Source organism: Acidaminococcus timonensis (assembly GCF_900106585.1).
Lineage (GTDB): Bacteria > Bacillota > Negativicutes > Acidaminococcales > Acidaminococcaceae > Acidaminococcus > Acidaminococcus timonensis.
Window position 1 is genome coordinate 1,089,793 of record NZ_FNWH01000006.1, and the last position, 23,655, is coordinate 1,113,447.

24 protein-coding genes and 1 tRNA gene are annotated in these 23,655 nt (G+C 56.8%); 4 read left to right on the forward strand and 21 right to left on the reverse strand.

What is annotated here, in order from left to right; genetic code table 11:
• Positions 1–17: 17 nt before the first annotated feature.
• From BQ5462_RS08950 to recD2, 5 genes are all read right to left on the reverse strand, one after another.
• Positions 18–1,916 (reverse strand): ABC transporter ATP-binding protein, encoded by a 1,899-nt coding sequence (locus BQ5462_RS08950; RefSeq protein ID WP_071142982.1) that lies wholly within the window; start codon positions 1,914–1,916, stop codon positions 18–20.
• On the reverse strand, positions 1,897–3,714 hold the full coding sequence (locus tag BQ5462_RS08955; protein WP_235819615.1) for an ABC transporter ATP-binding protein: 1,818 nt from the start codon (positions 3,712–3,714) through the stop codon (positions 1,897–1,899). The genes BQ5462_RS08950 and BQ5462_RS08955 overlap by 20 nt, the downstream gene beginning before the upstream one ends.
• The gene (locus BQ5462_RS08960) at positions 3,711–4,739 is read right to left on the reverse strand and encodes an ECF transporter S component (RefSeq protein ID WP_071142983.1); all 1,029 of its coding nucleotides are present in this window, start codon (positions 4,737–4,739) and stop codon (positions 3,711–3,713) included. The genes BQ5462_RS08955 and BQ5462_RS08960 overlap by 4 nt, the downstream gene beginning before the upstream one ends.
• A gap of 83 nt (positions 4,740–4,822) precedes the next feature.
• A complete protein-coding gene (locus BQ5462_RS08965; RefSeq protein WP_143038044.1) occupies positions 4,823–5,497 on the reverse strand; it encodes a ComF family protein in 675 nt (224 codons plus the stop codon).
• A 132-nt stretch (positions 5,498–5,629) separates the two neighbouring features.
• On the reverse strand, positions 5,630–7,792 hold the full coding sequence (gene recD2 / locus BQ5462_RS08970; protein ID WP_071142985.1) for an SF1B family DNA helicase RecD2: 2,163 nt from the start codon (positions 7,790–7,792) through the stop codon (positions 5,630–5,632).
• 142 nt (positions 7,793–7,934) lie between these two features.
• Here recD2 and speD point away from each other — a divergent pair, with 142 nt between their 5' ends.
• Genes speD through BQ5462_RS08985 form a run of 3 tightly spaced genes read left to right on the forward strand, consistent with a single transcriptional unit; the run spans position 7,935 to position 9,894 of the window.
• Entirely contained in the window at positions 7,935–8,396 is a 462-nt protein-coding gene (gene speD / locus BQ5462_RS08975) for an S-adenosylmethionine decarboxylase (RefSeq protein ID WP_071142986.1), read from the forward strand.
• A 57-nt stretch (positions 8,397–8,453) separates the two neighbouring features.
• Positions 8,454–9,143, forward strand: coding sequence for an HAD family hydrolase (locus BQ5462_RS08980; RefSeq protein WP_071142987.1), 690 nt, complete (start codon positions 8,454–8,456; stop codon positions 9,141–9,143).
• Positions 9,144–9,147: 4 nt separating this feature from the next.
• On the forward strand, positions 9,148–9,894 hold the full coding sequence (locus BQ5462_RS08985) for a pentapeptide repeat-containing protein (protein ID WP_071142988.1): 747 nt from the start codon (positions 9,148–9,150) through the stop codon (positions 9,892–9,894).
• Between the two features lie 37 nt (positions 9,895–9,931).
• On the opposite strand, the gene BQ5462_RS08990 is transcribed toward BQ5462_RS08985, so the two are convergent.
• Positions 9,932–10,585 carry an HAD family hydrolase gene (locus tag BQ5462_RS08990; RefSeq protein WP_071142989.1) on the reverse strand — a complete coding sequence of 218 codons (654 nt, stop codon included), beginning with the start codon at positions 10,583–10,585 and terminating at the stop codon, positions 9,932–9,934.
• Positions 10,586–10,688: 103 nt separating this feature from the next.
• Here BQ5462_RS08990 and BQ5462_RS08995 point away from each other — a divergent pair, with 103 nt between their 5' ends.
• The gene (locus tag BQ5462_RS08995) at positions 10,689–11,243 is read left to right on the forward strand and encodes a hypothetical protein (protein WP_071142990.1); all 555 of its coding nucleotides are present in this window, start codon (positions 10,689–10,691) and stop codon (positions 11,241–11,243) included.
• Between the two features lie 201 nt (positions 11,244–11,444).
• On the opposite strand, the gene BQ5462_RS09000 is transcribed toward BQ5462_RS08995, so the two are convergent.
• The 15 genes from BQ5462_RS09000 to BQ5462_RS09065 all read right to left on the reverse strand — a co-directional run bounded on the left by BQ5462_RS09000 (position 11,445) and on the right by BQ5462_RS09065 (position 23,653).
• Positions 11,445–11,535, reverse strand: a tRNA-Ser gene (locus BQ5462_RS09000).
• 58 nt (positions 11,536–11,593) lie between these two features.
• Entirely contained in the window at positions 11,594–13,381 is a 1,788-nt protein-coding gene (locus BQ5462_RS09005) for a DUF2357 domain-containing protein (RefSeq protein WP_071142991.1), read from the reverse strand.
• Between the two features lie 7 nt (positions 13,382–13,388).
• Positions 13,389–16,541: a hypothetical protein gene (locus BQ5462_RS09010; protein WP_071142992.1), complete on the reverse strand. Its 3,153-nt coding sequence runs from the start codon at positions 16,539–16,541 to the stop codon at positions 13,389–13,391.
• Between the two features lie 144 nt (positions 16,542–16,685).
• Complete coding sequence (locus BQ5462_RS09015) at positions 16,686–17,819, reverse strand: glycosyl hydrolase family 18 protein (protein ID WP_083378124.1); 1,134 nt, start codon at positions 17,817–17,819, stop codon at positions 16,686–16,688.
• Between the two features lie 110 nt (positions 17,820–17,929).
• Positions 17,930–18,493, reverse strand: a complete 564-nt coding sequence (locus BQ5462_RS09020) for a hemerythrin domain-containing protein (RefSeq protein WP_071142993.1) — start codon at positions 18,491–18,493, stop codon at positions 17,930–17,932.
• Positions 18,494–18,779: 286 nt separating this feature from the next.
• Positions 18,780–19,115: a hypothetical protein gene (locus BQ5462_RS09025; protein WP_071142994.1), complete on the reverse strand. Its 336-nt coding sequence runs from the start codon at positions 19,113–19,115 to the stop codon at positions 18,780–18,782.
• A 14-nt stretch (positions 19,116–19,129) separates the two neighbouring features.
• On the reverse strand, positions 19,130–19,360 hold the full coding sequence (locus BQ5462_RS09030; protein ID WP_071142995.1) for a hypothetical protein: 231 nt from the start codon (positions 19,358–19,360) through the stop codon (positions 19,130–19,132).
• A 38-nt stretch (positions 19,361–19,398) separates the two neighbouring features.
• A complete protein-coding gene (locus BQ5462_RS09035; RefSeq protein WP_071142996.1) occupies positions 19,399–19,653 on the reverse strand; it encodes a hypothetical protein in 255 nt (84 codons plus the stop codon).
• Positions 19,654–19,704: 51 nt separating this feature from the next.
• Positions 19,705–19,866: a hypothetical protein gene (locus BQ5462_RS11270; protein ID WP_159429685.1), complete on the reverse strand. Its 162-nt coding sequence runs from the start codon at positions 19,864–19,866 to the stop codon at positions 19,705–19,707.
• Between the two features lie 304 nt (positions 19,867–20,170).
• Positions 20,171–20,875 carry a DNA-methyltransferase gene (locus BQ5462_RS09040; protein ID WP_071142997.1) on the reverse strand — a complete coding sequence of 235 codons (705 nt, stop codon included), beginning with the start codon at positions 20,873–20,875 and terminating at the stop codon, positions 20,171–20,173.
• Positions 20,876–21,040: 165 nt separating this feature from the next.
• Positions 21,041–21,433 carry a hypothetical protein gene (locus BQ5462_RS09045; protein WP_143038046.1) on the reverse strand — a complete coding sequence of 131 codons (393 nt, stop codon included), beginning with the start codon at positions 21,431–21,433 and terminating at the stop codon, positions 21,041–21,043.
• A complete protein-coding gene (locus BQ5462_RS09050) occupies positions 21,434–21,841 on the reverse strand; it encodes a hypothetical protein (protein ID WP_159429686.1) in 408 nt (135 codons plus the stop codon).
• A complete protein-coding gene (locus BQ5462_RS09055; RefSeq protein WP_071143000.1) occupies positions 21,777–22,145 on the reverse strand; it encodes a hypothetical protein in 369 nt (122 codons plus the stop codon). Before BQ5462_RS09055 ends, BQ5462_RS09050 begins: the two co-directional genes overlap by 65 nt.
• The gene (locus tag BQ5462_RS09060; protein ID WP_071143001.1) at positions 22,142–22,435 is read right to left on the reverse strand and encodes a hypothetical protein; all 294 of its coding nucleotides are present in this window, start codon (positions 22,433–22,435) and stop codon (positions 22,142–22,144) included. Before BQ5462_RS09060 ends, BQ5462_RS09055 begins: the two co-directional genes overlap by 4 nt.
• Positions 22,436–22,450: 15 nt before the next feature.
• Complete coding sequence (locus BQ5462_RS09065) at positions 22,451–23,653, reverse strand: hypothetical protein (protein WP_071143002.1); 1,203 nt, start codon at positions 23,651–23,653, stop codon at positions 22,451–22,453.
• Positions 23,654–23,655 lie beyond the last annotated feature (2 nt).

Genomic DNA, 23,655 nt, shown 5'->3' on the forward strand with positions numbered 1-23,655 from the left:
ATGGTTTACATCCCTTTTCACTCCAGCTCAAAGGTATGGGTGTACAGCTGGTAGTACATGCCCTTCTGGGCCAGCAGCTGCTGGTGGCTGCCCCGCTCCACGATCCGCCCCTGGTCCAGCACCAGGATCTGGTCGGCATTGCGTACGGTGGACAGCCGGTGGGCGATGACGAACACGGTCCGCCCTTCCATCAGGGCGTCCATGCCCCGCTGGACGATCTGTTCTGTCCGGGTATCGATGCTGGACGTGGCTTCGTCCAGGATCATCACCGGCGGATCGGCCACCGCAGCCCTTGCAATGGCAAGCAGCTGGCACTGGCCCTGGCTCAGGCTGGTCCCGGCGCCTCTCAGCACCGTGGCGTACCCCTGGGGCAGGTGGCGGATGAAGTCGTCGGCACCGGCCAGTCTGGCCGCAGCCACGCACTCTTCGTCGGTGGCATCCAGTCGTCCATACCGGATGTTTTCCAGCACGCTGGCCGTAAACAGCACCGTATCCTGCAGCACCATACCCAGGGATTTCCGCAGGGACGGTTTCCGGATCTGCTCCAGGGGGATGCCGTCGTAGGTGATGGTCCCCGCTGCAATGTCGTAGAACCGGTTCAGCAGGTTGGTGATGGTGGTCTTGCCGGCGCCGGTGGCCCCCACCAGAGCAATCTTCTGTCCGGGCAGGGCATCGATGGTGATGTCATGGAGGATGGTCTTGCCGGGTTCATACCCGAAATCCACATGGGCAAAGTGTACTTCGCCGGTCAGGGGCCGCAGCTCCGGCCGGCCCTCTTTTTTCGGGATGGCCCAGGCCCACTGGCGCAGTCCCTTTCCCTCTTTCCGGGGCAGGGGCTGCAGCTCCACCGTGCCTCCATCCTGCTCCGGCGGTTCGTCCAGAAGGGCAAAGATCCGCTGGGCTCCGGCCATGCCCAGGACGATGGCGTTGATCTGTGGGGAGATCATCTGGATGTTGGTGGCGAACTGGCGGCTCATGCCCAGGAAGGGAATCATCACGGACAGGCTGAAGGGCAGTCCGGACAGGGACAGGTTGGGCACCTGATGCTCCAGGAAGAAGCCCCCGGCACAGGCCACAACGATGTAAATCAGATAGCTTACGTTGTTCAGGATGGGCATCAGGGTGTTGGAATACTGGTTGGCCTTGCAGGAGGCCTCATACAGTTCCTGGTTCACCCGGTCAAAATCCTCCCGGGAGCGCTCCTCGTGGTTGAACACCTTGATGACCTTGCCCCCGTTGATGCTTTCTTCCATAAAGCCCTCACAGGCCGCCAGGGTATGCTGCTGCTTCATGAAATAGGTGGCGCTGCGGCCCCCCACCTTCCGGGTGATCACAATGGACCAGAGAGAACCGCCTGCCACCACCAGGCTCATCCACAGGCTGTAATACAGCATGATGGCCATCAGGACGGTGAGGGTCACCGCCGTGACGCACAGCTGGGGGAATGACTGGGAAATCATCTGCCGCAGGGCATCCACATCGTTGGTGAAACAGCTCATCACATCCCCCCGCTGGTGCTGGTCGAAATACCGCAGGGGCAGGGTTTCCAGGTGGCGGAACAGTTTTTCCCGGAACCGGGCCAGGCTTCCCTGGTTCAGTACGGCCAGCAGCTGGTTGTAGGTTACATTGGCCACAAGAGAGACCATGTAGAGCAGGGCCAGGATCCGCACATAGCCGAAGATCCGGTCCTGCACCGCCTCCCAGCCCAGGCCCAGGGTCCATGCCTCCTGCAGGGCGGCCACCACCTTCTGCATGAACACAGCAGGCAGGGACAGGATGGTGGCGTTGACCAGGATCAGTATCAGGATGGCGGGCAGCAGCCGGGGATAGAAGCTCCACAGGGTGCGAAAGAACCGCCAGGCCAGGGGAAAGCTCAATACCTGATTTTTTCTGGTGTCAGGTGTGATTCTGGCCATGACCGGTCTCCTCCTTTCCTGCTGCTCCTGTCAGATTCTGGGACCGGGCCATTTCCTGGTAGATGGCATTGGTCGCCAGAAGTTCTCTGTGGGTCCCCAGGCCGTCCATATGCCCCTTGTCCAGCACCAGGATCCGGTCGGCGTTTTCCACCGAACTGAGCCGCTGGGCAATGATGAAGGTGGTGGTGCCGGGCAGGGCGGTGCGCAGGGCTTCCCAGATCTTCCGGTCTGTTTTCGTGTCCACGGCGGAGGTACTGTCGTCCAGGATCAGGATCTTCGGCCGTTTCAGCAGGGCCCGGGCGATGCACAGGCGCTGTTTCTGGCCTCCGGAAAAGTTGGTGCCCCCCTGCTCCACCCAGGTGTCGTAGCCCCCAGGCAGCCGCCTGATGAATTCGTCCGCACAGGCCCACCGGCTGGCTTCTTCGATTTCCTCCCGGGTGGCCTGGGGATTGCCCCAGCGCAGATTGTCCGCCAGGGTACCGGAAAACAGCACATTTTTCTGCAGGACCATGGCCACGTTTTCCCGCAAAGATTCCAGCCCGTAGCGGCGCACGTCCACGCCGCCCACTTTCACGCTGCCGCCTGTTGCGTCGTACAGTCGGGGGATCAGCTGCACCAGGGAGGATTTGCCGCTGCCGGTCCCTCCCACGATGCCCAGGGTCTCCCCGCTCTTGACCTTCAGCTGGATATCCTGCAGCACCGGTTCCCCTGTGCTGCCTTCATAGGAAAATTCCACATGGTCGAATTCCACGGATCCATCAGGGACCCTTTCCACCGGATTCTCCGGAGAAGTGAGGGTGCTCTGTTCCTCCAGCACTTCCATGACCCGCTTGACGCTTTCTTCCGTAAAGGTCAGCATGACCATGATCATGGACAGCATCATGAGTGAACCCAGGATCTGAAAGCTGTAGGTGAGCAGGGTGGAAAACTGCCCGATATCCAGGGCCCGTCCCTGTGTGGTCAGGATCAGCCGGGACCCCTGGGTGAGCAGGAACACCATGACTCCATAGATGCAGATCTGCATCAACGGATTGTTCAGGGCCACATACCGTTCGCCCCTGGTAAAGAGCTGCTGCACCTTTTGGGCCGTTTCGTCGAATTTGGAGATTTCCTTTTCTTCCCGTACAAAGGATTTCACCACCCGGATGCCCTTGATATTCTCTTCCACTTTATAGTTCAGAGCATCGTACTGGGGGAACCCCACCCGGAACTGGGCCACGGACACCACGGCAATCCTGTACAGTCCCACCCCCAGGATGGGGATCACCACCAGAAAGCACAGGGCCATGCTGCCTCCCATGTACCAGGCCATAAAAAAAGACGCCAGCAGGTTGAAGGGGGCCCTGAAGGCCGTGCGGACCAGCATCATGAAGGCCATCTGGATGTTCTGGATATCGGTGGTGAGCCGGGTCACCAGAGAGGCGGAAGAAAACCGGTCCAGGTTGGTGAAGGAAAACCGCTGGATCTGGTAGAACACGTCCTGGCGCAGGTTCCGGGCAAAGCCGCAGGAAGACCGGGCACAGGCCAGCCCTGTAATATACCCGAAGAACAGGGCGGCCAGGGCCATCAGCAGCAGGATCCACCCGTAATGGAGGATCCGGTCCAGCCCGCAGCCCTCCTTGACCTCGTTGACCAGCAGGGCAATTTCATAAGGGATCAGGGCCTCGAACACCACTTCCCCCATGACGGTGATGGGAGTCAGGAGGGCGGCCCCCCTGAATTCCCGCAGCACCTTCAGGAGCCGCAGCCAGGATGTGCCCTGGCGCAGCCCCATGGCCAGGAGGGATGGCCGTTTCATGCTTCCTTTCTCCCTTCCCGGGGGGTATGGCCGGCCATGAGCCGCCGGGCCGTGGCCTTCAGCCGGGCATAGGCCTCTTCCAGATCCTCCGTATCCAGTACGCTCTTTTCAAAGGGACAGATGCCGTCCTTCTGCCGGTTCTGGATCATGTCGATGTGGCATTGGGCCGTTACCGGGATGTGGTGCCTTTCCAGGAAGGCCCGGCCGTTTCTGCTGAGCATGTACGTGTGGATTTCCTTCACCCCGCCCAGCGTCAGCAGCATGGCCGCCGCCTTGCCGATGATCTTGTCCACCACCAGTGCATCCCGGAGCAGCTCCGGCTGCTTGTCCAGCAGCTTCAGCAGAGGCATGACGCCCCGGCTGCGGTCGGTGAAGATGACATTGTGATTTTTAATAAGGGCAATGGATTGCCCGTGATGGAGGATCTGCTCCATCTGTTCCTGGATGAGAGTTTCCATGGAATCATTTCCTTTCTGTAAGACAGCAGGTGTCGGCCGACAGAGATCCGTTTCCGTGGCGGCCGGACGTTCCAGGCCCAACCGGCGCAGGATCACAGGCAAAAGCACCAGCTGCAACACCGTGCCGGGGATGCCCTGGACCAGGAAGAACAGCAGGGAAAGCCCGATGGCCTTCCCCTGCCAGGCAATGAAACAGGCCATGAGCAAAGCGTGGACCACCCGGCCCAGCACCATGGCTCCCAGAAGGGAGATGTACAGGCCTTTGCCCCGCTGCCACAGGGCTCCGGTGGCAAGCCCGTAGGTTCCCAGTTCGCCCACCATAGCGGGCAGCATGGGAAAAGCCGGGGGCATGCCCGTGAGCAGGCTGGACAGGATCGGGGTCATCACTCCCACCAGCAGGCCGCCCTGGGGACCCAGAAGAAAGCCCGAAAGCAGCACCGTAAAGTGCATGGGCAAAAGGATGTTGCCGGCCATGCCGAAGCCGTGACCTGTCACAAAGGGGATCAGGATCCCCAGGGCCACCAGGAGCCCCGCCCGGGGCAGAAAAGACTGTCGCTGTTCAACCATTGTAGATACTACCTGTCCTTACAATATAATATATCTATAGGATACCAGAATGTTTTTGAAATGTCTGTGAAAGGAGGACGAGCCTAATTGCTGCTGGCCAGGGCCAGGCCGTACACTTTTTGGACCCCGCCCTGCTTCAGCACCCTGGCCGCCTCCTCCAGGGTGGCGCCGGTGGTGCAGATGTCATCGCACAGGAGCACGATGTCCGGCATCAAAGCTTCAGGTGCCAGGGCAAAGCAGCCCCGGATGTTCTCTTTCCGTTCCGCCGGTGTCAGGCTGAACTGGGGCCGGGTAGGCCGCACCCTCTGCAACAGCGGAGCCCACCGGTACCCGTTTTTCAGGGCCCAAGGCCGGAAGATCTCTTCGGGCACATCGTAGCTCCGCTGTTTCCGCCGGGCCGGATCCGTGGGAATGGCCGTCACCCCAAGGTCCACCTCTGCCGGCAGCTGCCAGGCAAAGCGCCCCTCCTGCGCCACCCCTGCCTGCCACTCCCGGGCCAGCCGGGGCAGCAGGTCTTCTCTTTTTTCGAATTTTGTCTTGTGCAGGGCCTCCTGGATGGCCCCGGCATAGTCGAACAGAAAAAACAACCCGTCCAGATGGGGGCACCCCAGGCTGTCCGGGTGAAAGGGCCGGGGATGGTACACTCCCTCCCGGCACCGGTCGCACAGAGCCAGAGGGCCGGGAACCGGTTCCCCGCAGCCCGGGCAGTTGTGGGGGTAGAACAGGTCGGAGAGAAGGGAAAACAAGGTCGATAACATGGTTTCCTCCAGTGGATAGTGGTTAGTGGTTAGTGATAATGCTGCGTAGGGACGACCCATAAGGGGCGTCCGTTCTCCACGGGACTAGGAGGCTCCTTCTCGTCGCCTCCGTCGCCAGATCGCCCAGAGGGCTTATCCTCTTTTCAATCTCTCGGCCAGCAGGCTGTACCGCTTCCGGGTCTTGTCGTTTTCCACGGCTGTTCGCATGGCCCGCTTGCTGCCGGCCAGGTGCACCTGCTTCTTGGCCCGGGTAATGGCCGTATAGAACAGATTCCGCTGGAGCATGATGTACTGGCTGGGTACCAGGGGCATGATCACCGTGGCATATTCGCTGCCCTGGGATTTGTGTACGCTCATGGCGTAGGCCAGACGCAAGTCCGCCACTTCGGCCCCTTCGTAGGTCACACTTTCTCCCTCCGGACGGTCGGGGAAGTCCACGGTCACAAAGGCACCCTGGATATGGATCACCTTGCCGATGTCCCCGTTGAACACGTTCTTTTCATAATTGTTGCGGATCTGCATCACCTTGTCCCCTTCCCGCAGGGTCAGGAAGCTGTTCCGGAATTCCGCCTTGTCTTCGGCAGGGGGATTCATACGGGCCTGGAGCAGCGTATTCAGGTTCTCCACCCCGCACAAATTCCTGTGCATGGGAGTCAGTACCTGGACGCTTTCCAGAGGGGCCCGGGCAGAAAGCTGCTGGTACAGATCCACCACATAGTGCATGGTCTCCTCTTCCGAACTGCATTCCTTGAAGGTAAAATCCTTCTCCCCCTCCCATTGGGGCATCAGGCCCTGGTTGATCCGGTGGGCATTGCGCACAATGGGACTCTGCTCCGCCTGGCGGAACACGTTTTCCAGCCGGACCACGGGCATGGTGTCGCTGCGGATGATATCCTGCAGCACGGAACCCGGGCCCACGCTGGGCAGCTGGTCCACGTCCCCCACCAGGATCAGCCGGCAGCCCAGGGGCAGGGCCTTCAATAAATTGTACATGAGCACAATGTCCAGCATGGAGGCTTCGTCCACGATCACTGCGTCCGCTTCCAGGGGGTTGTCCTCGTTGCGCCCCCAGATGGCATCCCCCTCGTCCCCGCTGGGGGTATATTCCAGCAGCCGGTGTACGGTCTGGGCCGGTTTGCCGGCGCTTTCCGCCAGCCGTTTGGCCGCCCGTCCTGTGGGCGCCGCCAGCAGGATCTTACAGCCCGCCTGTTCCATCACCGAAAGGATGCCCTTCACCACGGTAGTCTTCCCGGTACCGGGACCACCGGTGAGCACGAATACCCCGTGATCCACAGAGGCCTTCACCGCTTCCGCCTGTTCCGGTGCCAGCTGGATGTTCTCGTCCTGTTCCCATTCCCGGATGATTTTCTGGTAGTCCACCTTCCACAGCTGGTTCACGTTGTCCCGCAGCGCCAGCAGCCGATGCGCCACACCTTTCTCCGCCCGATACAGGAATTCTGGGTAGACGCACAGATGGTCCCCCACATCCTCCGTCCGCAGCAGATTGTCCTTCAGCAACTGCCGGAACACCTGACCCACCTCCAGGGGATCCACCTGCAGCACCCTGGCCGCCATAGTCACCAGCCACTGGTCAGGCACACAGGTATGGCCCTGGCTGGCCCCCTGGAGCAGGGTAAAGTGGATGCCCGCCCGGATCCGGTCCTCCGAAAGTTCATCGAACCCCAGGCTGCGGGCCAAGGAATCCGCCGTCCGAAAGCCGATGCCCTCCACATCCTCCGCTAGGCAATAGGGATTGTTGCTGATCCGGGTCACTGCCGTATTGCCATACAGCGCCTGGATGCGAGGCGCATAATTCCCGCTGATGCCATGGGTTTCCAGAAAGAACACCAGTTCCCGGGTATCCCGCAGTTCGCCATAGGAGGCCACAATGGCCTCGGCCTTTTTTTTGCCGATGCCGTGGACTTCCTGCAGCCGTTCCGGGGTCCTTTCCAGCACTTCCAGGGTCCTGTCCCCGAACCTGTCCACAATGCGCTGGGCCATGGCCGGCCCAACGCCCTTCAGCACACCGCTGCCCAGCATCCGCACCAGCCCTTCTTCCCCCTTGGGCTGGATGGCCTCCCAGCTGCCGGCCTGGAACTGGCGTCCGAACCGGGGATGCTCGCCCCACTGACCCACGAGCCGTACCTGTTCCCCTGCAAAAGGAGCCTGGCCCTTGTAGACCACCGAAAAGGCACCGGTTTCCGGATTTTCTCCCCGGAACACACAGAAGGTTCCGGAAGATGCCTGGAACACGATATTTTTTACGGTGATTTCTATGGATACTGCCTCGGTCATGGGCCTTTCTCCCTTCTGAACAAATGTTCCTTTTATTATAGCATAAATTTTCATTTTTTTTGACAGTTTGCGTGGGATTACGGTATAATAGGGAAGCTGAATTCGTAAAAAAATGCCATAAGTATAAGGAAGTGAGACGCGCGTGATTGGAAAAGGTACACAGGCAGCTTTGGATATGTACCGCTGTGCAGAAGAAGTTGTTTTCGACAAAGACAAGATCCATGAAATCCTGGAAACTGCAGCGGACCGGTTTGCGATGAAGGAACTGTCCCTGTACGCTACAGAAAATGAGGAAGGCGACGACTTCTGCTTCGTCATGCTCTGCACCAACGGGCACATCTTTCTCCATGTGTTCCCCACCTATGGATATGTGGAAGCGGACATCTTCACCCTGGAAAGTGCCGCCAACCCGGAACAGGTGGCTGTATTCCTGCGCCAGGAATTCGCTCCGGACCAGGCCAAGATCACCACGCTGAAGCGGGGGGATTACGGTTCCATCAAAGACATGAAGCCCCGGCGGCAGAAACTGGTAAAACCCATGCGCCGGGCCAAAAATGCCGGTGCCAAACTGAAGAAATTCATGCAGTGGAAGCAAAACGTATGAACTGCAGCAAGAGGCGCTGATCCAGTGCCTCTTATTTTTATAAAGGAAGAGAACACCATGTACTACATTTGCTGGGATATTGACGGGACCCTGCTCCTGACCAACTACGCCGGGGTCGCCGCCATGAAAGAGACCATCCAGGACCTGTACGGCCTGGACCATTTTGAATTTACCTATGGCATGGCCGGTCGTACCGATACCTACATTGCCCGGAAGGCCATCGAAGGCATCCAGGGCCACTGCACCCCGGACGAAGTGACAGCCATGCTCTCTGCGTACGGCAAAAAGCTGCCGGCCTCCCTGGTGGAAAAGCACGGCCACCTGCTGCCCCACGTGAAGGAGACCCTGGCTTATTTCGATCAGGCCCCCGACTGCACCTCCGTCCTGCTCACCGGCAACTGTGAACCGGCGGCCCATGCCAAGCTGGCCTACTTCGGCATCGACCAGTATTTCGATTACGATCTCAGTGCCTTCGGCGAGATCAGCGAGCTGCGGGACGACCTGAGCCGGGCCCTGCTGCAGAAGCTGCAGAAAAAGGACCCTGGAGTGACCCCGGACCAGCTGCTGGTCATCGGAGACACCCCCCACGACATCACCTGCGCCCAGGCTGTGGGCGTACGGAGCCTGATCGTACAGAAAGGTTCCAGCTATACCCGGGACCGGCTGGAAGCCTTCCATCCCTGGAAAATCATCCCGGAACTGCCGGCCCGGCCGGAAGCACTGCGGGCCATTGTGGAAGAGGTGTGATGCCATGAAGATCAAGAAGCTCCTGGCAGGGCTGCTGCTGTCCTTTTGCTGCATGTCCCCTGCCCTGGCCTATCAGCAGGCCGATGTGGACCGGCTGCTGGCCACCCGTTCCTGTCCCGGGGGCAATCTGCGGGGCGCCTTCCTGCAGAATGCCGATCTGACCGGTGCCGATCTGCAGGGGGCCGATTTGAGCTATGCCAATCTGACCAATGCCATTCTGGAAAATGCAGACCTGCAAAAGGTGGATTTCCAGAAAGCCAACCTGCGGAATGCCTACATGGCCAACGCCAACCTGGAAGGCGCCAACCTGAGCAACGCCAACTTTTCCCACACGGTGCTGAACCACGCTTCCATGGTAGGGCTCACCGCCTACCGGACCAACTTTTCCCATGCGCTGCTGACCTTTGCCAACCTGTATACGGCGGATCTGCGGGAAAGCAATTTCGACTTTGCCAACGGAGCCATGGCCAACTTTTTCTCGGCCAACCTGGCCCGGAGCTGGTTTTTCAGCACCCAGCTGCGGGGCGCCAACTTTACGTCGGCCAACCTGTACAATGCACGGCTGCGGAAGGCCGGACTCACGGAAGCCAATTTCAGGAACGCCAATCTGATGAGCGCCACCCTGCGGGGCAGCAACCTGAGCAAGGCCGTCCTCACCAATACCAACCTGGACGATGCGGACCTGTCCAACGCCAACATGGAAGGGACCGTGTTCACCAGTTCCGATTTGGCGTTGGCCTATCGGAAATAAAAAAATAAGACTGTCGGAAAATCGGCAGTCTTATTTTTTATCCCAGCACCAGCTTTTGTATTTCCGCCGGCTGATCCACCAGGGCCGTGGGTTTCAGGGCCTGCAGTTCCCCCCGGTCCCGAAATCCCCAGGTCACCAGGAAGCAGTCCATACCCACGTTGTCCGCCGTGGCCTTGTCCACTTCCGAATCCCCCACGTATACAGCCTGTCTCCTGTCCACACCCAGTTCCCGCAGGGCCTGCAGCACCGTATCCGGAGCCGGTTTCCGCCGTACCCTGGCACTTTCACCGATGGCCACCTTCATGGTTTCGGGAAAATACCGGTCCCGCAGTTCCTGTACCGCCGGATGGGCCTTGTTGGAAACAATGGCCGTCTTGATACCCGCCGCCTTGAGCTGCGCCAGCAGTTCCGGGATCCCCCCATAGGGATGGGTGGCCTCGTTGCAATGGGTCAGATAATACTGGCGGAAAGCCTGGAACAGGCTCCTGAACTGGTTTTCCTCCACATCTTTGGGCAGGGACAGCTTCAGCAGCCGCTGCAGCCCGTTCCCCAGATCCCGCCGCACCTGCAGCCGGGTCCGGGTGGGATAGCCCCCGCTCCTGCACGCCACGTTCACCGCATTCCACAGATCTGTCAGGGTATCCAGCAACGTCCCATCCAGATCGAATACAACTGCCTGATATTTTGTCATTGGTTTCCCCTCATTTCTGATTCTCTCTTTACCTATAAGATGATACCACAACCTGTCAAACTATGGTACAATAAGAAGAATCAAACAAAAGGAGAGTGCGTCCATGAAACTCGTACGTTCGTTATTACTGACCGGCCTCATGGTGCTGACTGCTGCCCTGACCGCCTTTGCTTCCCCGGAAGCCCCCACGGACCAGGAAGTGATCCAGGCCTTCCAGCAGGCCAACACCGTTTATGAATGGTTCGAACATCACCCTCTGCGCACCGACGGCAAGGGGGAACGGGACACCGGTTATATGATTTACTACACGGTGGCTGATAAGGCCTACCCCAATATGATGGCGTTGAAGGCAAAAGTGAACGAACATTTCACCGAAGCCCTGGCCAGCTTCATCATCAGCGACAGCCGCATGTACCGTGAGTTCGACGGCAAGCTGTATGTGGCCCCCAGCGCCAGGGCCACAGATCCCCACAAAGGGACCAGCACCATCAACATCGTCCGGGTGTCCCCCACCAAAATCAACTTGGAGGTCAGCACCCCCATCATGGAAGATCCGGCCCACGGCAAGACCAACGTGGTAAAGACCTACAAGGTGACCTTCCCCTACGTAAAGACCCTGAAAGGCTGGAGATTCTCCTACTTCGAATCTCTGGAATAAAAAAATCCGCTGCCCAGCCGCAGCGGAATTTTTTTATCCTGGGAACGGATTTTTACACGTAGGCGCGGGTTGGGTTGTTATCGTCGCAGGGGCGGTTCGTCGTGAACCGCCCGCATGCATGGTCTGGCGGGGTACCCTTCCCGTCCGTTTGTGTTCTTACGACAAAAAAGCCTGTCACTTTCGTGACAGGCTTTTTCCCTGTGGCGGAGTGGGAGAGATTCGAACTCTCGCGAGGTTTAACCCCCCTAACGATTTAGCAAACCGTCCTCTTCAGCCACTTGAGTACCACTCCATTAGAACCGGCTGACTCGTATATAATACACCAATCAGCCGATCTTGTCAACTATTTTTTATCCTTCGATTTCCCGCAGCAGTTCGGCCATGTTCTGCTGCTGGTTCTCCTGCGCCACTTCCTCCGAACAGGGCACTGCATTGGCCGCCGGAGTGATGGTGCTTCCAGGCAGCTGGCAGTTGTAGAAGGATTCCAGTTCCTGGTCTCCGTTGGTGAGGCCATACAGGATCTCCAGGCCCTTCATGGTCACCTTCACGGGCTGCCCCTTCTCCTCATAGGCCACGGGACTCAACGAAAGCAGGTACTTGTAGGCCATCTCGGGCATCAGCTCCTGAAGCACCTTTTTCTTGTAACTGTACTTGGCGTCCAGTACCAGGTAGTTCTCCCTCCCCTTCCCTTTCCACTGCAACAGATAATCGGGGGTGTAATAATGGCCCTCTTCCAGGGCCTTGAAGGCGTAGGTGCTGTTCCGGTACAGGTGGATGCCGGTCCGGGCGCTCTCGTCCGTATCCGTAAGCACGGGATGGAAGTACAGTGTCAGGGTGGCGCCCTCCTTTTCCAGGGTGAATACATTCCGGTATCCGCCGGCGCTGTAAAATCCCCGTCCTCCCACGCTGTACGTCTGACGACGGCTGCCGGTCAGCCTGTATCCGGCCTTCTGGGCCAGATCCAGCAGCTTCACCAGGCAGTAGATCTCGAACACGAACGTGTTCTCGTACAGGTTCAGCAGCATCCGCTCCCGGGGGAAATGATGGGTGGCATTTTCATACCATTTATGGATGCACAGGTAGATCCGATAATACTGGGGCACCCGGAAGAAGGGTTCCGTGGGCACAGGCAGCCGGGAGGCGTCCAGAAGGGTCACCGGCAGAATCTGCTGATAGGAAACGAACATCTCCTGCAGCCGCTCTTCCACCTCACTGCACCGCTCCAGGAAGCCCCGCAGCATTCTGGCAGCGTTCGCATAGAGCACCTCGCTGCTGAGAAGATAGCCGTCCGCCAAAGGCCCGGGCATCCGGAGCTGGTCCAGGGCCTCGGTGATCTCCTTCCGTTCCTCCTCCAGATCATAGCACAGACGCTGCAGGAAGCTGAGCACCACCTGATTTTCATACACATCCCGGCTCATCTTATCCTGGGTCATGAGCAGCTTTTCGGGCAGATAATGGCCACTGCCACAGTCCACTCCATAAGGAGCCTTCCGCAGGTATTCAGGGTGGCGTACCAGGTACTGCAGGGTGTGGGAGTTCACAGTCTGGACCTTTTCCGTCCAGTCCACCACCTCTTCCGTTTCCAGGGTGTGGCGGCAGTTGGCCTTGAAATACCCGTAATTTTCTTCATAGACCTGCAGGATTTCTTCGGCCAGGGTCAGCTGGCTGAGAAAATCCGAGAATCCGGATTCCCCGGCCTGGAGGGAACTGCCTTCCAGCAGGGGCGCCTGGTGGGCGTACACGAATTCCAGCATGGCCGCCAGATTCTGCTGCCGGACGGAGGGCTGGATCAGTACGGGCAGGAGATCGGTGTAATAGGTCTCGGCGGTGCCGTCTTCCTGCTGCAGGGTGATTTCCAGCTCCACCAGCCCCATATGATAGGCAAAGATGGGATAGGAGAACAGCACCTGCCGGTGTCGCCGGTCGTACATCCCGTTCAGCGGCTTGCCATTGAGCGTCACGTTGACTTCTGCCGGATTCCCGGCCTGGGGCAGCTCCAGGTCATAGTGCTGATTCTCCCGCACGCCGGGATGTCCGGTGGCTGCCAGGATCCGTTCGGCTCCGTAGGGCTGCTGCTGGGCCGTTACAGGCAGGGTCAGCACCGGACCGTTTTGTTCCAGCAGACGAATTTCGTTCATCATGATCTCAATGGAAGAACTGGAAGAATTTCATCCGCCGGTTCCCCCACTCCAGAATCTGATCCAGCAGGCCGGCACTCTGCAGCAATTTATTGCTGGCGCAGTCGTCCCGGAACTGGATCAGCCATTTTTCATAATCCACCCCATTGCCGCTGAGTTTGGGGAGAATCTTCTGGGCCACGGCAAAGTCCAGAGCAATGATACCGGGCCGGATGTGGTCTTCCGGCTCCATGAGCCGGGAGGCCGCCCGCCAGTAGCGATGGATGGCCAGCTCGATCCGCATGCTTAGGTAGATGTTCTGCTCAGCCAGACGGGCCTTCACCCGGTCGTACACGTTCTGTTCCACGCTGGTCAAAGCACAGCTTTCCCGGGGTGCCACGTCGAACAGGCTCTTCAGCTGGGGCCAGGAAATCTGCTGGATTTCTCCGTTGCCCAGGCCCCGGCCCACTTCAGGTACAAATTCCGTATGGGGCAGGGTAACGATCCAGGCCCGGTCGATGAGCCGGGGTGAGAGGGTCTCGGTGGTATGGTCGTTGTTGATGGTGGCCAGGAAATGCAGCGTCTCGGGCAGCTGGAACCGATGGTTGTGTCCCAGGTTGATGGTATGTTCTCCGTTCCAGTCATCACACACGTTCATGAAGTCAGCCCAGTAGTATTCCATGGGAGACAGGTTGGCTTCGTCCAGCAGGATGTAATAGGGATACTGATGCACCCCGTGGCGTTTTTCCCAGTCCAGCAGCCGCAGGCCATCATACACGTCCCGATTGCTTTCCTCAAAGGTCTTGTTCAGGGGATTGTAGTACCCGATTAGATCCCGCTTGCTGGTCCAGCCCCGTTCCACAGATACCGGGATATACCGGTTGGTGGTGCTCATAAAGTCCTGGGGACCGATTTTCCGGTCGAACTGGGTCAGGCCCAGGACTTTGCCCAGAAGATTGCAGAAGGAAGTCTTGCCACTGCCCGGAGCTCCGGAGAACACGGTCAGGAATCCCTGGGTGGTACACAACAGCAGGTTCATGATCAGGTTGCGGCTGTACTGGGGCCGTTCTTTCTGGATGGTTTCCACTAGGTAATCCAGACATTTGCGGTTATTGCTGCCTGCAGCCGGCAGGGCATTGATCCGCTGGGCCAGCTCTTCCTCGCTCTGGGGCTGGGCCAGACGGGCCTGCCGTTCCTGCACCTGGGCAATGGCCCGGCGATTGCGGCTGGAAAGGTTCTTTGCCGTTCCCAGCTGCTGCCACAGATCCGGCACCCGTTCCAACAGGGCTGTAATGAAGTCCTGGCTCCAGCGCTTGTTCAGGTTCTCCAGCAGGTGCTGGTACAGAAAGTCCCCTACAGCCCTGTAGCTGTCCCGGGCCGTGTCGTCCCCTTCCAGGATGGCTTCCAGCCGGTCCAGGCGCTGCTGGCGAATGGCAGTGGGCAGGCCGGTGAACAGCCGTTCCTCCTCCCGCTGCAGGAAGGCCTTCAGGTCCGGGGCTTTCACCAGGTCGCCCTGTTCCACCCGGCAGCAATTCACCAGGCTGCGCACCAGAACTTCGTCGGTGGCCAGATCCACCAGCTGGCTCTGGGTGCCGGACAGACGATGGTAGAACACCCACTGGGTCTTTTCCTGGCGGCTGGCCCAGGTGCCCTCCGCCGGATAGAAGGTGGTGGCCTGCCATGCTTCCGGCGGGCAGGCAGTAAGCAGATACTGGTTCTCAGGCACGTCGCTTTCCAGGTAGAACCCGAAACGCACATTCCGCTGTACTTCATAAGGCCCGGCAATCCAGCCGTTTTCCAGATGGAGCAGCAGCTGCTGGCCCACAAACAGGCCGGGTTCCTGCAGCCGCAGCACCGTATCCGTGGCCAGAGGATCCAGGAGTTGCTTCTCCTCCACCAGGGTGTACAGGCCTTCTTCATAGGGGAAGCGCAGTTTGCCCGCTTTCAGAGCGTCGATGCAGAATACCCGATAGGCCGTGGAGCGCAGATTGCCCTGTCCGTCCTTGTTTTCCACCAGGTCATCGGAAGCCAGATCCAGAAACACAATATCGTTCTCATGGAAATGCTCCTCCATGAATTTCTGATCGCTGTGAAGGCTGTACCACAGGTTGATGTTCTTGTACTGCTCTGCCCGGGGAATCAGGTCATCGATTTCTTCCGGAGAAAGAGCCCGGTACTGGCCTTCGTCCCACACCCCCATGGGGGTAAAGTTGTAGAAGCTGTCTACAATATTGATCCGGCCCACCAGGGTCCGGGACTCAGGGATGTCCTGCCTGGCAGGTTCCGGAATTTCCGGAACGGGAGCTGGCGCGGCCGGTGCAGATTCCCCAGCCGGCTGGGGTTTGGCCATTTCTGTCTGTGCTTTCGCCGGATTCTTCCGGGGCTTCACCGGTTCGGCCATCAGCTTCGGTCTTGTTTCCGTTTTTGTTTCCGGTTCTTTCTCTGCAGCAGCCACCTGGGGTTCATCTTTCTTTTTGCGGTTCTGGGCCTCCCGGTTCCGGTTCCGTTCCTTTTTGTTTTCCTTCCGGGTATTTGAGGTACGGGAATCCTTCACCCTTTCATCCTTTTGGGTTTCCGGTTCCTTCTTTCCTGCTTTCGCTTCCACGGTCTCCGGTTTGGACGGTTCCTCTTTGGATGCTGCCGCTTCTTGGTTCTTCTTTTCCAGCAGCAGTGCCACCTTTTTCTGGGGCCCTACCGGATAGGGGATTTCCAGCAGCTTCAGGCCCAGCCAGAATTCTTCCAGCGTGACCTTGCAATGCTCTTTCCGGTAATACCCATAGACCTTATCCAGAAGGTCGGCCATGGTGGATGCATTGTAGCCCTGGATCTTTTTCCAGTCTTCCGGATCCTGGCTCAGATTGTGAGCCAGACCCTTTTCCACGGCAAACAGAAGAGATCCCAGGCTGGCCCTGGCCAGAGCCTGATAGGATTTATTGCCGCTGCGGTACAGTTCCACCGCAAAGGGAATCATTTTCTTCTTGACATTGGGCGACCGCCGGTCCAGTTTGCCCAGCTGGGCGATGTATTTTCGATACGGACGGCTGTTGCTTTTCATGGGCTTCAGAAGGAGTTCCATGGGTGCGCTCTGGTACAGCAGCTTCAGTTCCTGGTCATCAAGCTGTTCCAGGGCCCCTTCCGGAGCTTCCTTCAGAAGCACGGGGCGTTGTTTCTGTGCTTTCATTGTAACCTCCATGATGTAGAAATGCAGTAGTGAATCAAAATTTGACAAATAAAGAGCTGGCGCCAACAACGCACAGCTCATATTATTATACCCAATTTTCAGATTTATGCCAATGGGGAAGGGGTAGTGGTTAGGGGTTAGGGGTTAGTGAGGAACGGCTGAACCGTTTTCGGCGGGCGAGTCGGTGTGACCCGCCCCTGCGGTATAGGCCTCCGCCTTCTCCCAGACTTCCGGCTCTTCCAGTCCCTTTCGCCAATAGGCGCTGCCGGCCAGGTCGTAGCGGCTGATCAGGGCATTCTTCAGAGCCAGGCTGCGGCCCTCTTCCATCCAGACTTTATGCAGGGTTCCCTGCTCTTTATATTCGAAATAGTACTGCCCTTCGCTGCTCAGCCAGGCAGGTACCAGGCTGTGATCCCGGATCCGCTTCCTGGCTCCGGGCATGGAAAGGGTCCGGGCGCTGACGGTTCCGTCTTCTTTCACGGTCCAGTCCCGCATATAGAGCGGCATACCCAGCACCAGTTTCTCTTTGGGCACTTCCAGCAGGGTCTTCTGGATGCCCTGCTCCACCCAGGGCAGGCTGGCCACGCTGCCCGCTACGTTGGACAGGCGGTGGTGCTCGTCGTAGGCCATGAGCATCACATAATCCACCTGCTCCGCCAGTTCTTTTCTATTGTAGCATTTTGACCAGTTGCCATTGTCGCTGGGCACGGTCACATCGATGGAAACCGTGTATCCCGCCGGTTTCAGCACGCCGCTGAGTTCCCCCACAAAGGCCGTAAGCCGGTCGCTGTCTTCCGGTTTGATGTTCTCGAAATCCAGGTTGATGCCGTCCAGCTGGTAGGTCCGGGCCAGCTGCAACAGGTTCTCGGCGGCTTTCTGCCGCCCCGCCGGATTGTCCAAAAGGCCATGGGTGCGATCCGGGTCGAACCCGTTGGTAATGAGTGCCCACACCCTGTACCCCTTGTCATGGGCCTGGGGAGCATAGTCGGTGGTGGCATTCTTCACTTCAATATTCCCCTCCGTATCGCTGAGGATGAACCAGCTGGGTGAAAGGACGTTGATGCCGGGCAGCTTTTTTTCCTGGGCCAGTTTGGAAGAGGCTTCCCCGGGGGCCTGCCAGTCCCAGACCAGATGGACGGGCCCCTCCAGTTTCCGGGGCATATAGGCCGTCACCGGACCGTTTTTTTTCACAGCAGGAGCGGTGGGCTTTTTGGCACAGGCCGTGCCGGTAAGGGCCAACAGACAGAGACCGATGCAGAGCAAACGTGAGAGTTTCATGGCATTCCTCCTGGAGTTGTTTTTTCCATTGTACCATAAAAACCGGGATGCTGCCCATGCGGCATCCCGGCGTAACGGCCCTTGGGCCTGTCTCTGCTCTCTTCCCTTTTTTACCCGATATACTTCTTTTCCAGCGCTTCCAGCATCCCCAGATAATGCTCCTGAATGCCCTTTTCCGTCTCTTCGTCCTCGAACTTTCTGCTCCGGGCGTCGATGTCGGCCAGATCTTCCTGGCTCAGCTGGTTTTCGGCGAAGGTGTACACCACATTGTTTTCCTTTTCCACGTGGCGCTTCAGCAGCCGGGCGTAGCCCATGGCTTCCGTCAGGATGTCCAGCTTGTACTCGGTCTTGGGATTCTTTTCGTATTCGTCCAGGGCGGTGGCCAGGCTCATCACATGATCCCGTCCCAGGTCGTGCTCCACCAGCATCCCATGGGTCACCAGATTGTCGGCGATGCGACCCAGTCTGGCCACCATCACCGGGAACAGATATACCTCTTCCTTCCCGTGGTGATGCTTGTCCGCATACCGGCGGATGAAATCCACCATGTTCCGGAAGTCGGCCACGTCCACGGGCTTGCCTTCCAGGATGCCGATGGATGCCTGGCGGATCACTTCCAGCATCCGGCTGATGTTGGCATGTTCTTCTTTCATCAGGTCAATGGTCCAGGTCATGGCCGTTCCTCCTCTCAGGCTGCTTTCGGACGCAGCACGTAATGGCTGTGGTCCTGCTGGTCCAGTTCGAATTGGGTGTTTTCCAGCATGCCCTGCATTACGGAACGTCCTATCGGGACGATACGGGAAACGCCGAAACGCTAGGAAATACGCGGTTTTTCGGCGTTTCATCTGCCGAAAACGTCTGGCCTGTGTGGACTTTTTGCGGTATTTTTGCCCAATTCCAGCCCAATTTGCAAAAATGTATAACAATGTATAAAGCCACAGGGGTGTCCGGCGGCTGGTTTTATTTTAAATACATCTCTATCATTTTCACTTTTTCCGCGGCTGTCATGCCGTCGATTTTTTTTGCAAGGGCTTCCCGGATTTCCGGCGTTTCCAGGACACTGTCCTGGATTTCAAAGCCCAGGGAATAGATAAACCCTGCGGAAATCTTTGCACTAGCAAGGACTTCACCCAGGATGTGCATTTCCGCCTGGGTGAATTTCGGAGGTTCCGGCGTTAGCTTCATGATAATGTCATACCTTTCTACGATTTCGCCCAGGCGGCGGGAAAAACCGCCGTCCGGGGTTTGTTCATTGAGCTTATACAACGGGCCATTCATGTAAATGGTTTTTTTCATGGTTTTAACTCCTTTCATTCAGCGTGGAGGCTGAAAATTTCTTCGGCTCCATCCTTGACTATAATCAGCAGGGAATGGGTAGCGCCGAACTTCTTGTCCAGTTCCTTCTGAGTTGGCTTCATTTCTTGAATCAGACTCTGGACCCAGGCGTCAACCTGGTGTTCAGCTTCCGCCGGAACAGTCAGTACCCGATATGCGTCTTCCTCGCCGTTATCGCCATTAATAAAATTCACAAAACATTTCATGGGTTTCAGCTCCTTTCAAGTGGTGGCGGGGATTAAGGTTAATCCGCCCAGAAATCATCGTCCCAGAAATCATCGTCTTTAGTCATCCACTTCCGTATTTTTCTTTTTACGGAAGCGTCCTTCATCCCACGGAGGGAGAAATCACAGGTCCCGAGGACCTGCTTCTCTTCATTGTGGGAAGGGTCAATCACGAAAACACCCTCTCCCCTGCCGTTAGTGGTCCAGTAGAGATCGCTATCGGACCATTTCCATTCCCACTTGTCTCCATCTTTCTTGTATTTCAATTTCCTCATGGTTAACAGTCCTTTCAGATGGTGGCGGGGTTTTCGGCCCCGCCCGGGTTATTACCGTTCTTCGTATTCTTTCAGCTTTTCGGTGACAACTTCCAGCTCTTCATCGGTAAAACCGTATTCGTCTTTCAGTTCTTCAGCGTCAGCTGCTCTCCATCCTCCGTCATACAGGCTGGCTGCTGTGGTTTCCAGTTCAATCATCTTTGCGCTTTCCATAATTAATTCCTCCTTTTTATTGAGTGGGGGCTTTCCTTTCCTCCCTGCAACTATATAATAGCACGTATACGTATATTTTGCAAGTATTTATCCGTATATTTTTTAAAATTTTATACGCATATTTTCTAAAACGATTCTGAAAATTATGGATTGACCCTGTTGCGCTTTTAAATGCCTTTTGGAGCGTTTTCCGTTTTCTACGATAAATCATAAGCGGACAAAAATAAAAATGCTGTAAAACGGTTTAAACGCACGTTTTTTCTCGGCAAATAAAAAAGCGCCCGCATAAAGCGGGCGTAATACGTTATTCTGCTAAACGTTCCTGGGCGGTTTTAAAATATTCCGGGGCTAGCTCGATACCGATAAAATCGCGGCCCGTTTCTTTGCAGGCAACGCCGGTGCTACCGCTGCCCATAAAGCAATCAAGGACCGTGCCGCCCTCGGGACAGATGGCAATAAGATTTTTCAGCAGCTCAACCGGCTTCTCGGTCTGGTGGTGCTTTTGCCGCGTCTGTACAGATTTAACCGTATAACATCCAGGATAAACCTGTGCGCCCTTGACCATGGGCGCCGGGCGCTGTCCCTTGGTGCCCCACACGATGTACTCGCAATCGTTTCTAAACCGGTACGGGGTCGGGTGGCTGTTGGATTTATTCCAGACCACAATACCGCGATACACCAGGCTAGCACATTGCAGGGCGTCGATGGCAACGGCCAGGTTGCGCCAATCGACAAACGTCTCAAAGATCGCGCCGGGTTTGAGCTTGTTCCCGATCCGGCGGAAAACCATAGACCAATAAGCTAGCAACGCGTGCTGGTCCATGTTATCGCCTGTAAAAGACGGAAACCGACTAGCGCCATTAAAGCCGTTTCTGCAATATTTTGTGCGGGTGTCGGCCTTACGGTCGCCGCCCGAACTATAGGGCGGGTCGATTAGCACCAGGTCGACGGAGTTGTCGTCAATGAGCTTTAAAGATTCCAGGCAGTCGCCGTTAATTAATTTTTGCATTTTTCAAAACCTCCAGGAGAAGAAAATGGTCCGCGATCGTCGCGGACCTTGCAACGATTTATCTTTCGTTGCATTTCCGTTGCAACGATTTATTTTCCGATTGCAACGCAAGCAAGCAGCGCGGCGGCAGCTTCCCACCCGTTCCGTTGCCGCTTAATCCGGAGCCTAGTTCGTTTTTCCTCTTTCGCGGATTCTTGCAATAATCTGTTGGTTTTCTCTATTAAGCTCTGTTGCTCGGCTGATTGCGCTGTCAAGCTGTCGATTTGATTTTTCAATTTCATGGACAGTTCCTGTGCTTGCGTTAACTGTGCTTGTAATGTCGTTAACTGTACTTCCTGCCCGTTGCAAGTTTTCCGTAATTCCTCGTTGATTCTCGCTAATTCGTTTGAGTTCCGTTCCAGGGTCGTTAACTCCTGCTCGCTCAATGTATACATCTTCCCGGGCGCGGTACTGGTATCCGGCGACGGCGCCGCATAACAGGGCAATACACACAGCAGCCAGGACAGGCAGCAGGCAGCGAATACGGTTTTTAACTTCGGCAATTCTATCCACCTCCATTTACTCATCCCTTACAGTCAGCAATACGTCGTTGCCGTTATCAATAATCATTTTAGATAATTCCACGCCGTCCGCGTTTTGCATCCGGAGGCAGCCGTAGGTCGGCTCCCAGCCCTGATAGTCCGCGTAGGGGGCGTCCAGGTCGCTGCCGCCGCCGTGAATGTCCCGGCCGCGGGGATCGCCGCTCGTAATGTAAAAGTTTCCGTACGCCGGGCCATACGCGCCGTCCGTGATTTCGGCGCTCACATGGGTATAGTCGCCGTTGGGCAAGCTGCCCCGCGGGTCGCCCTCCTCGTTGTATCCCGGGAAAAAGTCACTCCGGCACTCCCATTGCCCGATTACATTATAATTTTCGTCCATCGCGTAAATCCTTTGTTTGTTTCGCTGAAACTGGATTTCTTGTAACATTCTTGTCCGCTCCTTCCATTTTATCCGGGATTTTATCCCGGTTCCGATTCACCAGGTACCCGGCAATTAAAATTGCCCCGGAAATAACCGCCGGGGCAAAACTTGTATTTACATTTTTCCGCAATTCGTCCAACATCCGGAAATACCACTCGGAAGATAGATGATACACCCACCCCGTTGTCCAGGCCATGGGCATAAGGCATAACTCAAACAATAGCGCCGATGCAATAATCATTATAAAGCCCATGGGGGACAGGGCGGCGGCTTTCCAACGCTGCAAACGCCGGAGAAACTGCTTAATCATTTTACCGCTTCCTTCATCCTTAAAACGGCTTCATGCTTCACGTCCATAACGCCGTTGTCCGCCAGTTTTTCGTAAACTTCGAACATTTCTTCAAACGCCTGCTTGTCGTCAGCCGTTGGCGGATGGCTTTGGAACCGGATGTACATATCGTTTAAGGACGCACGCAGGATTAACTGCATCCCTTTCCGGATTGCCCGCAATCCCGTAACGTAGGCCACCACGTAGCCGATAAGCCCGCCCACGGCAAGGCTAATGACTGTGCTTAATCCCTCGATGATAATATCGTTCACGCTTGATGTCCTCCATTAAAGTTTCATGATAAATGCCAACACGAAATACGGTGGCATATTGTTATGGGGCTGGTTGCCGCCTGTTGGTTCCGTGGTTCGGAGAAGCCCTTTTGTGGCACCTTTGGTGCCTGCGTCAACAAGCCAGGCATTATCCTTGGCGGTCCCGTTCTTTGTCGTGTCAAGATAGAAATTGTGGCTATGTGCGGGAATGTTTTCCTTTATCAGCGTTACGCTTGCTTCCCCGCCCGTTGTCCCGTTGTTCGTCCCGTCCCCGCCGAAAATGAAGCGATTACGCAAGTCGGGTGTTCCGTTCGTGCCGTCGCACAAGTGCCACTCCTTATTTACCAGCCCCGTGTTTTTATCAATCGGGTAGCCGTCTTTAAACGTCCCGGAAAACGCCGTTACGGTTCCGGGCAATACCCTCGCTTCCTGCTTTGTGGCGTAGGTGCTTTCGGCTTCTGTGCTGTTCAGCTTCTTGGCCAGTTCCGCCGTCACGGTGGCCGCAAAGTTGGAATCGTTGCCCAGAGCCTTTGCCAGCTCGTTCAGTGTGTTAAGCTGGTCGGGTGCGCCGTTGACAAGGGCGGAGATGGATTTGGACACGAACTCCGTGTTGGCAATGGCTTTGCTGCTGTTGCCAGCGTTGGCCGTGGGGACAGAGGTTGTGCCGGTAATCGTGACGTTGGTTAACGTGCTGTTGGTCGCCGTTAACGTTGTAACCTTCCCCGTCGCTGTGGTCACGCTGGATGCAAGGGCGGATTTTGTAACGTACGTGTTGACAATGTTATTTCCGCTCCCGTCTGCAACGGCCTTGTCGGCCGTGCCCGTGACGTTGCCGGTTACATCCCCGTTTACATTACCGTTTACATTACCGGTTAAATTACCTGTAACGTCGCCGGTTACATTGCCAGTTACATCTCCGGTTACGTTGCCGGTCAACGGGCCGTTTAGGGCGTCGGCTGTCAAAGTGCCAGCTTTAACCGTCGTTGCCGTTAGGTTGGTAATGGTTCCCGTCTTGCCGGTAATCGTTTCCGTGTTGATTTCCCCACCGGTTCCGCCCATGGTGTTGTTGTAGAGATACATCAAGTTGTTATTGATGTAGTCCAAAACGCCGTCATTCGTCGAGTTAACCAATGGGGACTCTTTGCCGTATGTCCCCGCCTGGATAATGCTATCGTTTGCGTCCCGGATTTCCGGTAGCTGGAATGTCGTTTGCTTCATGC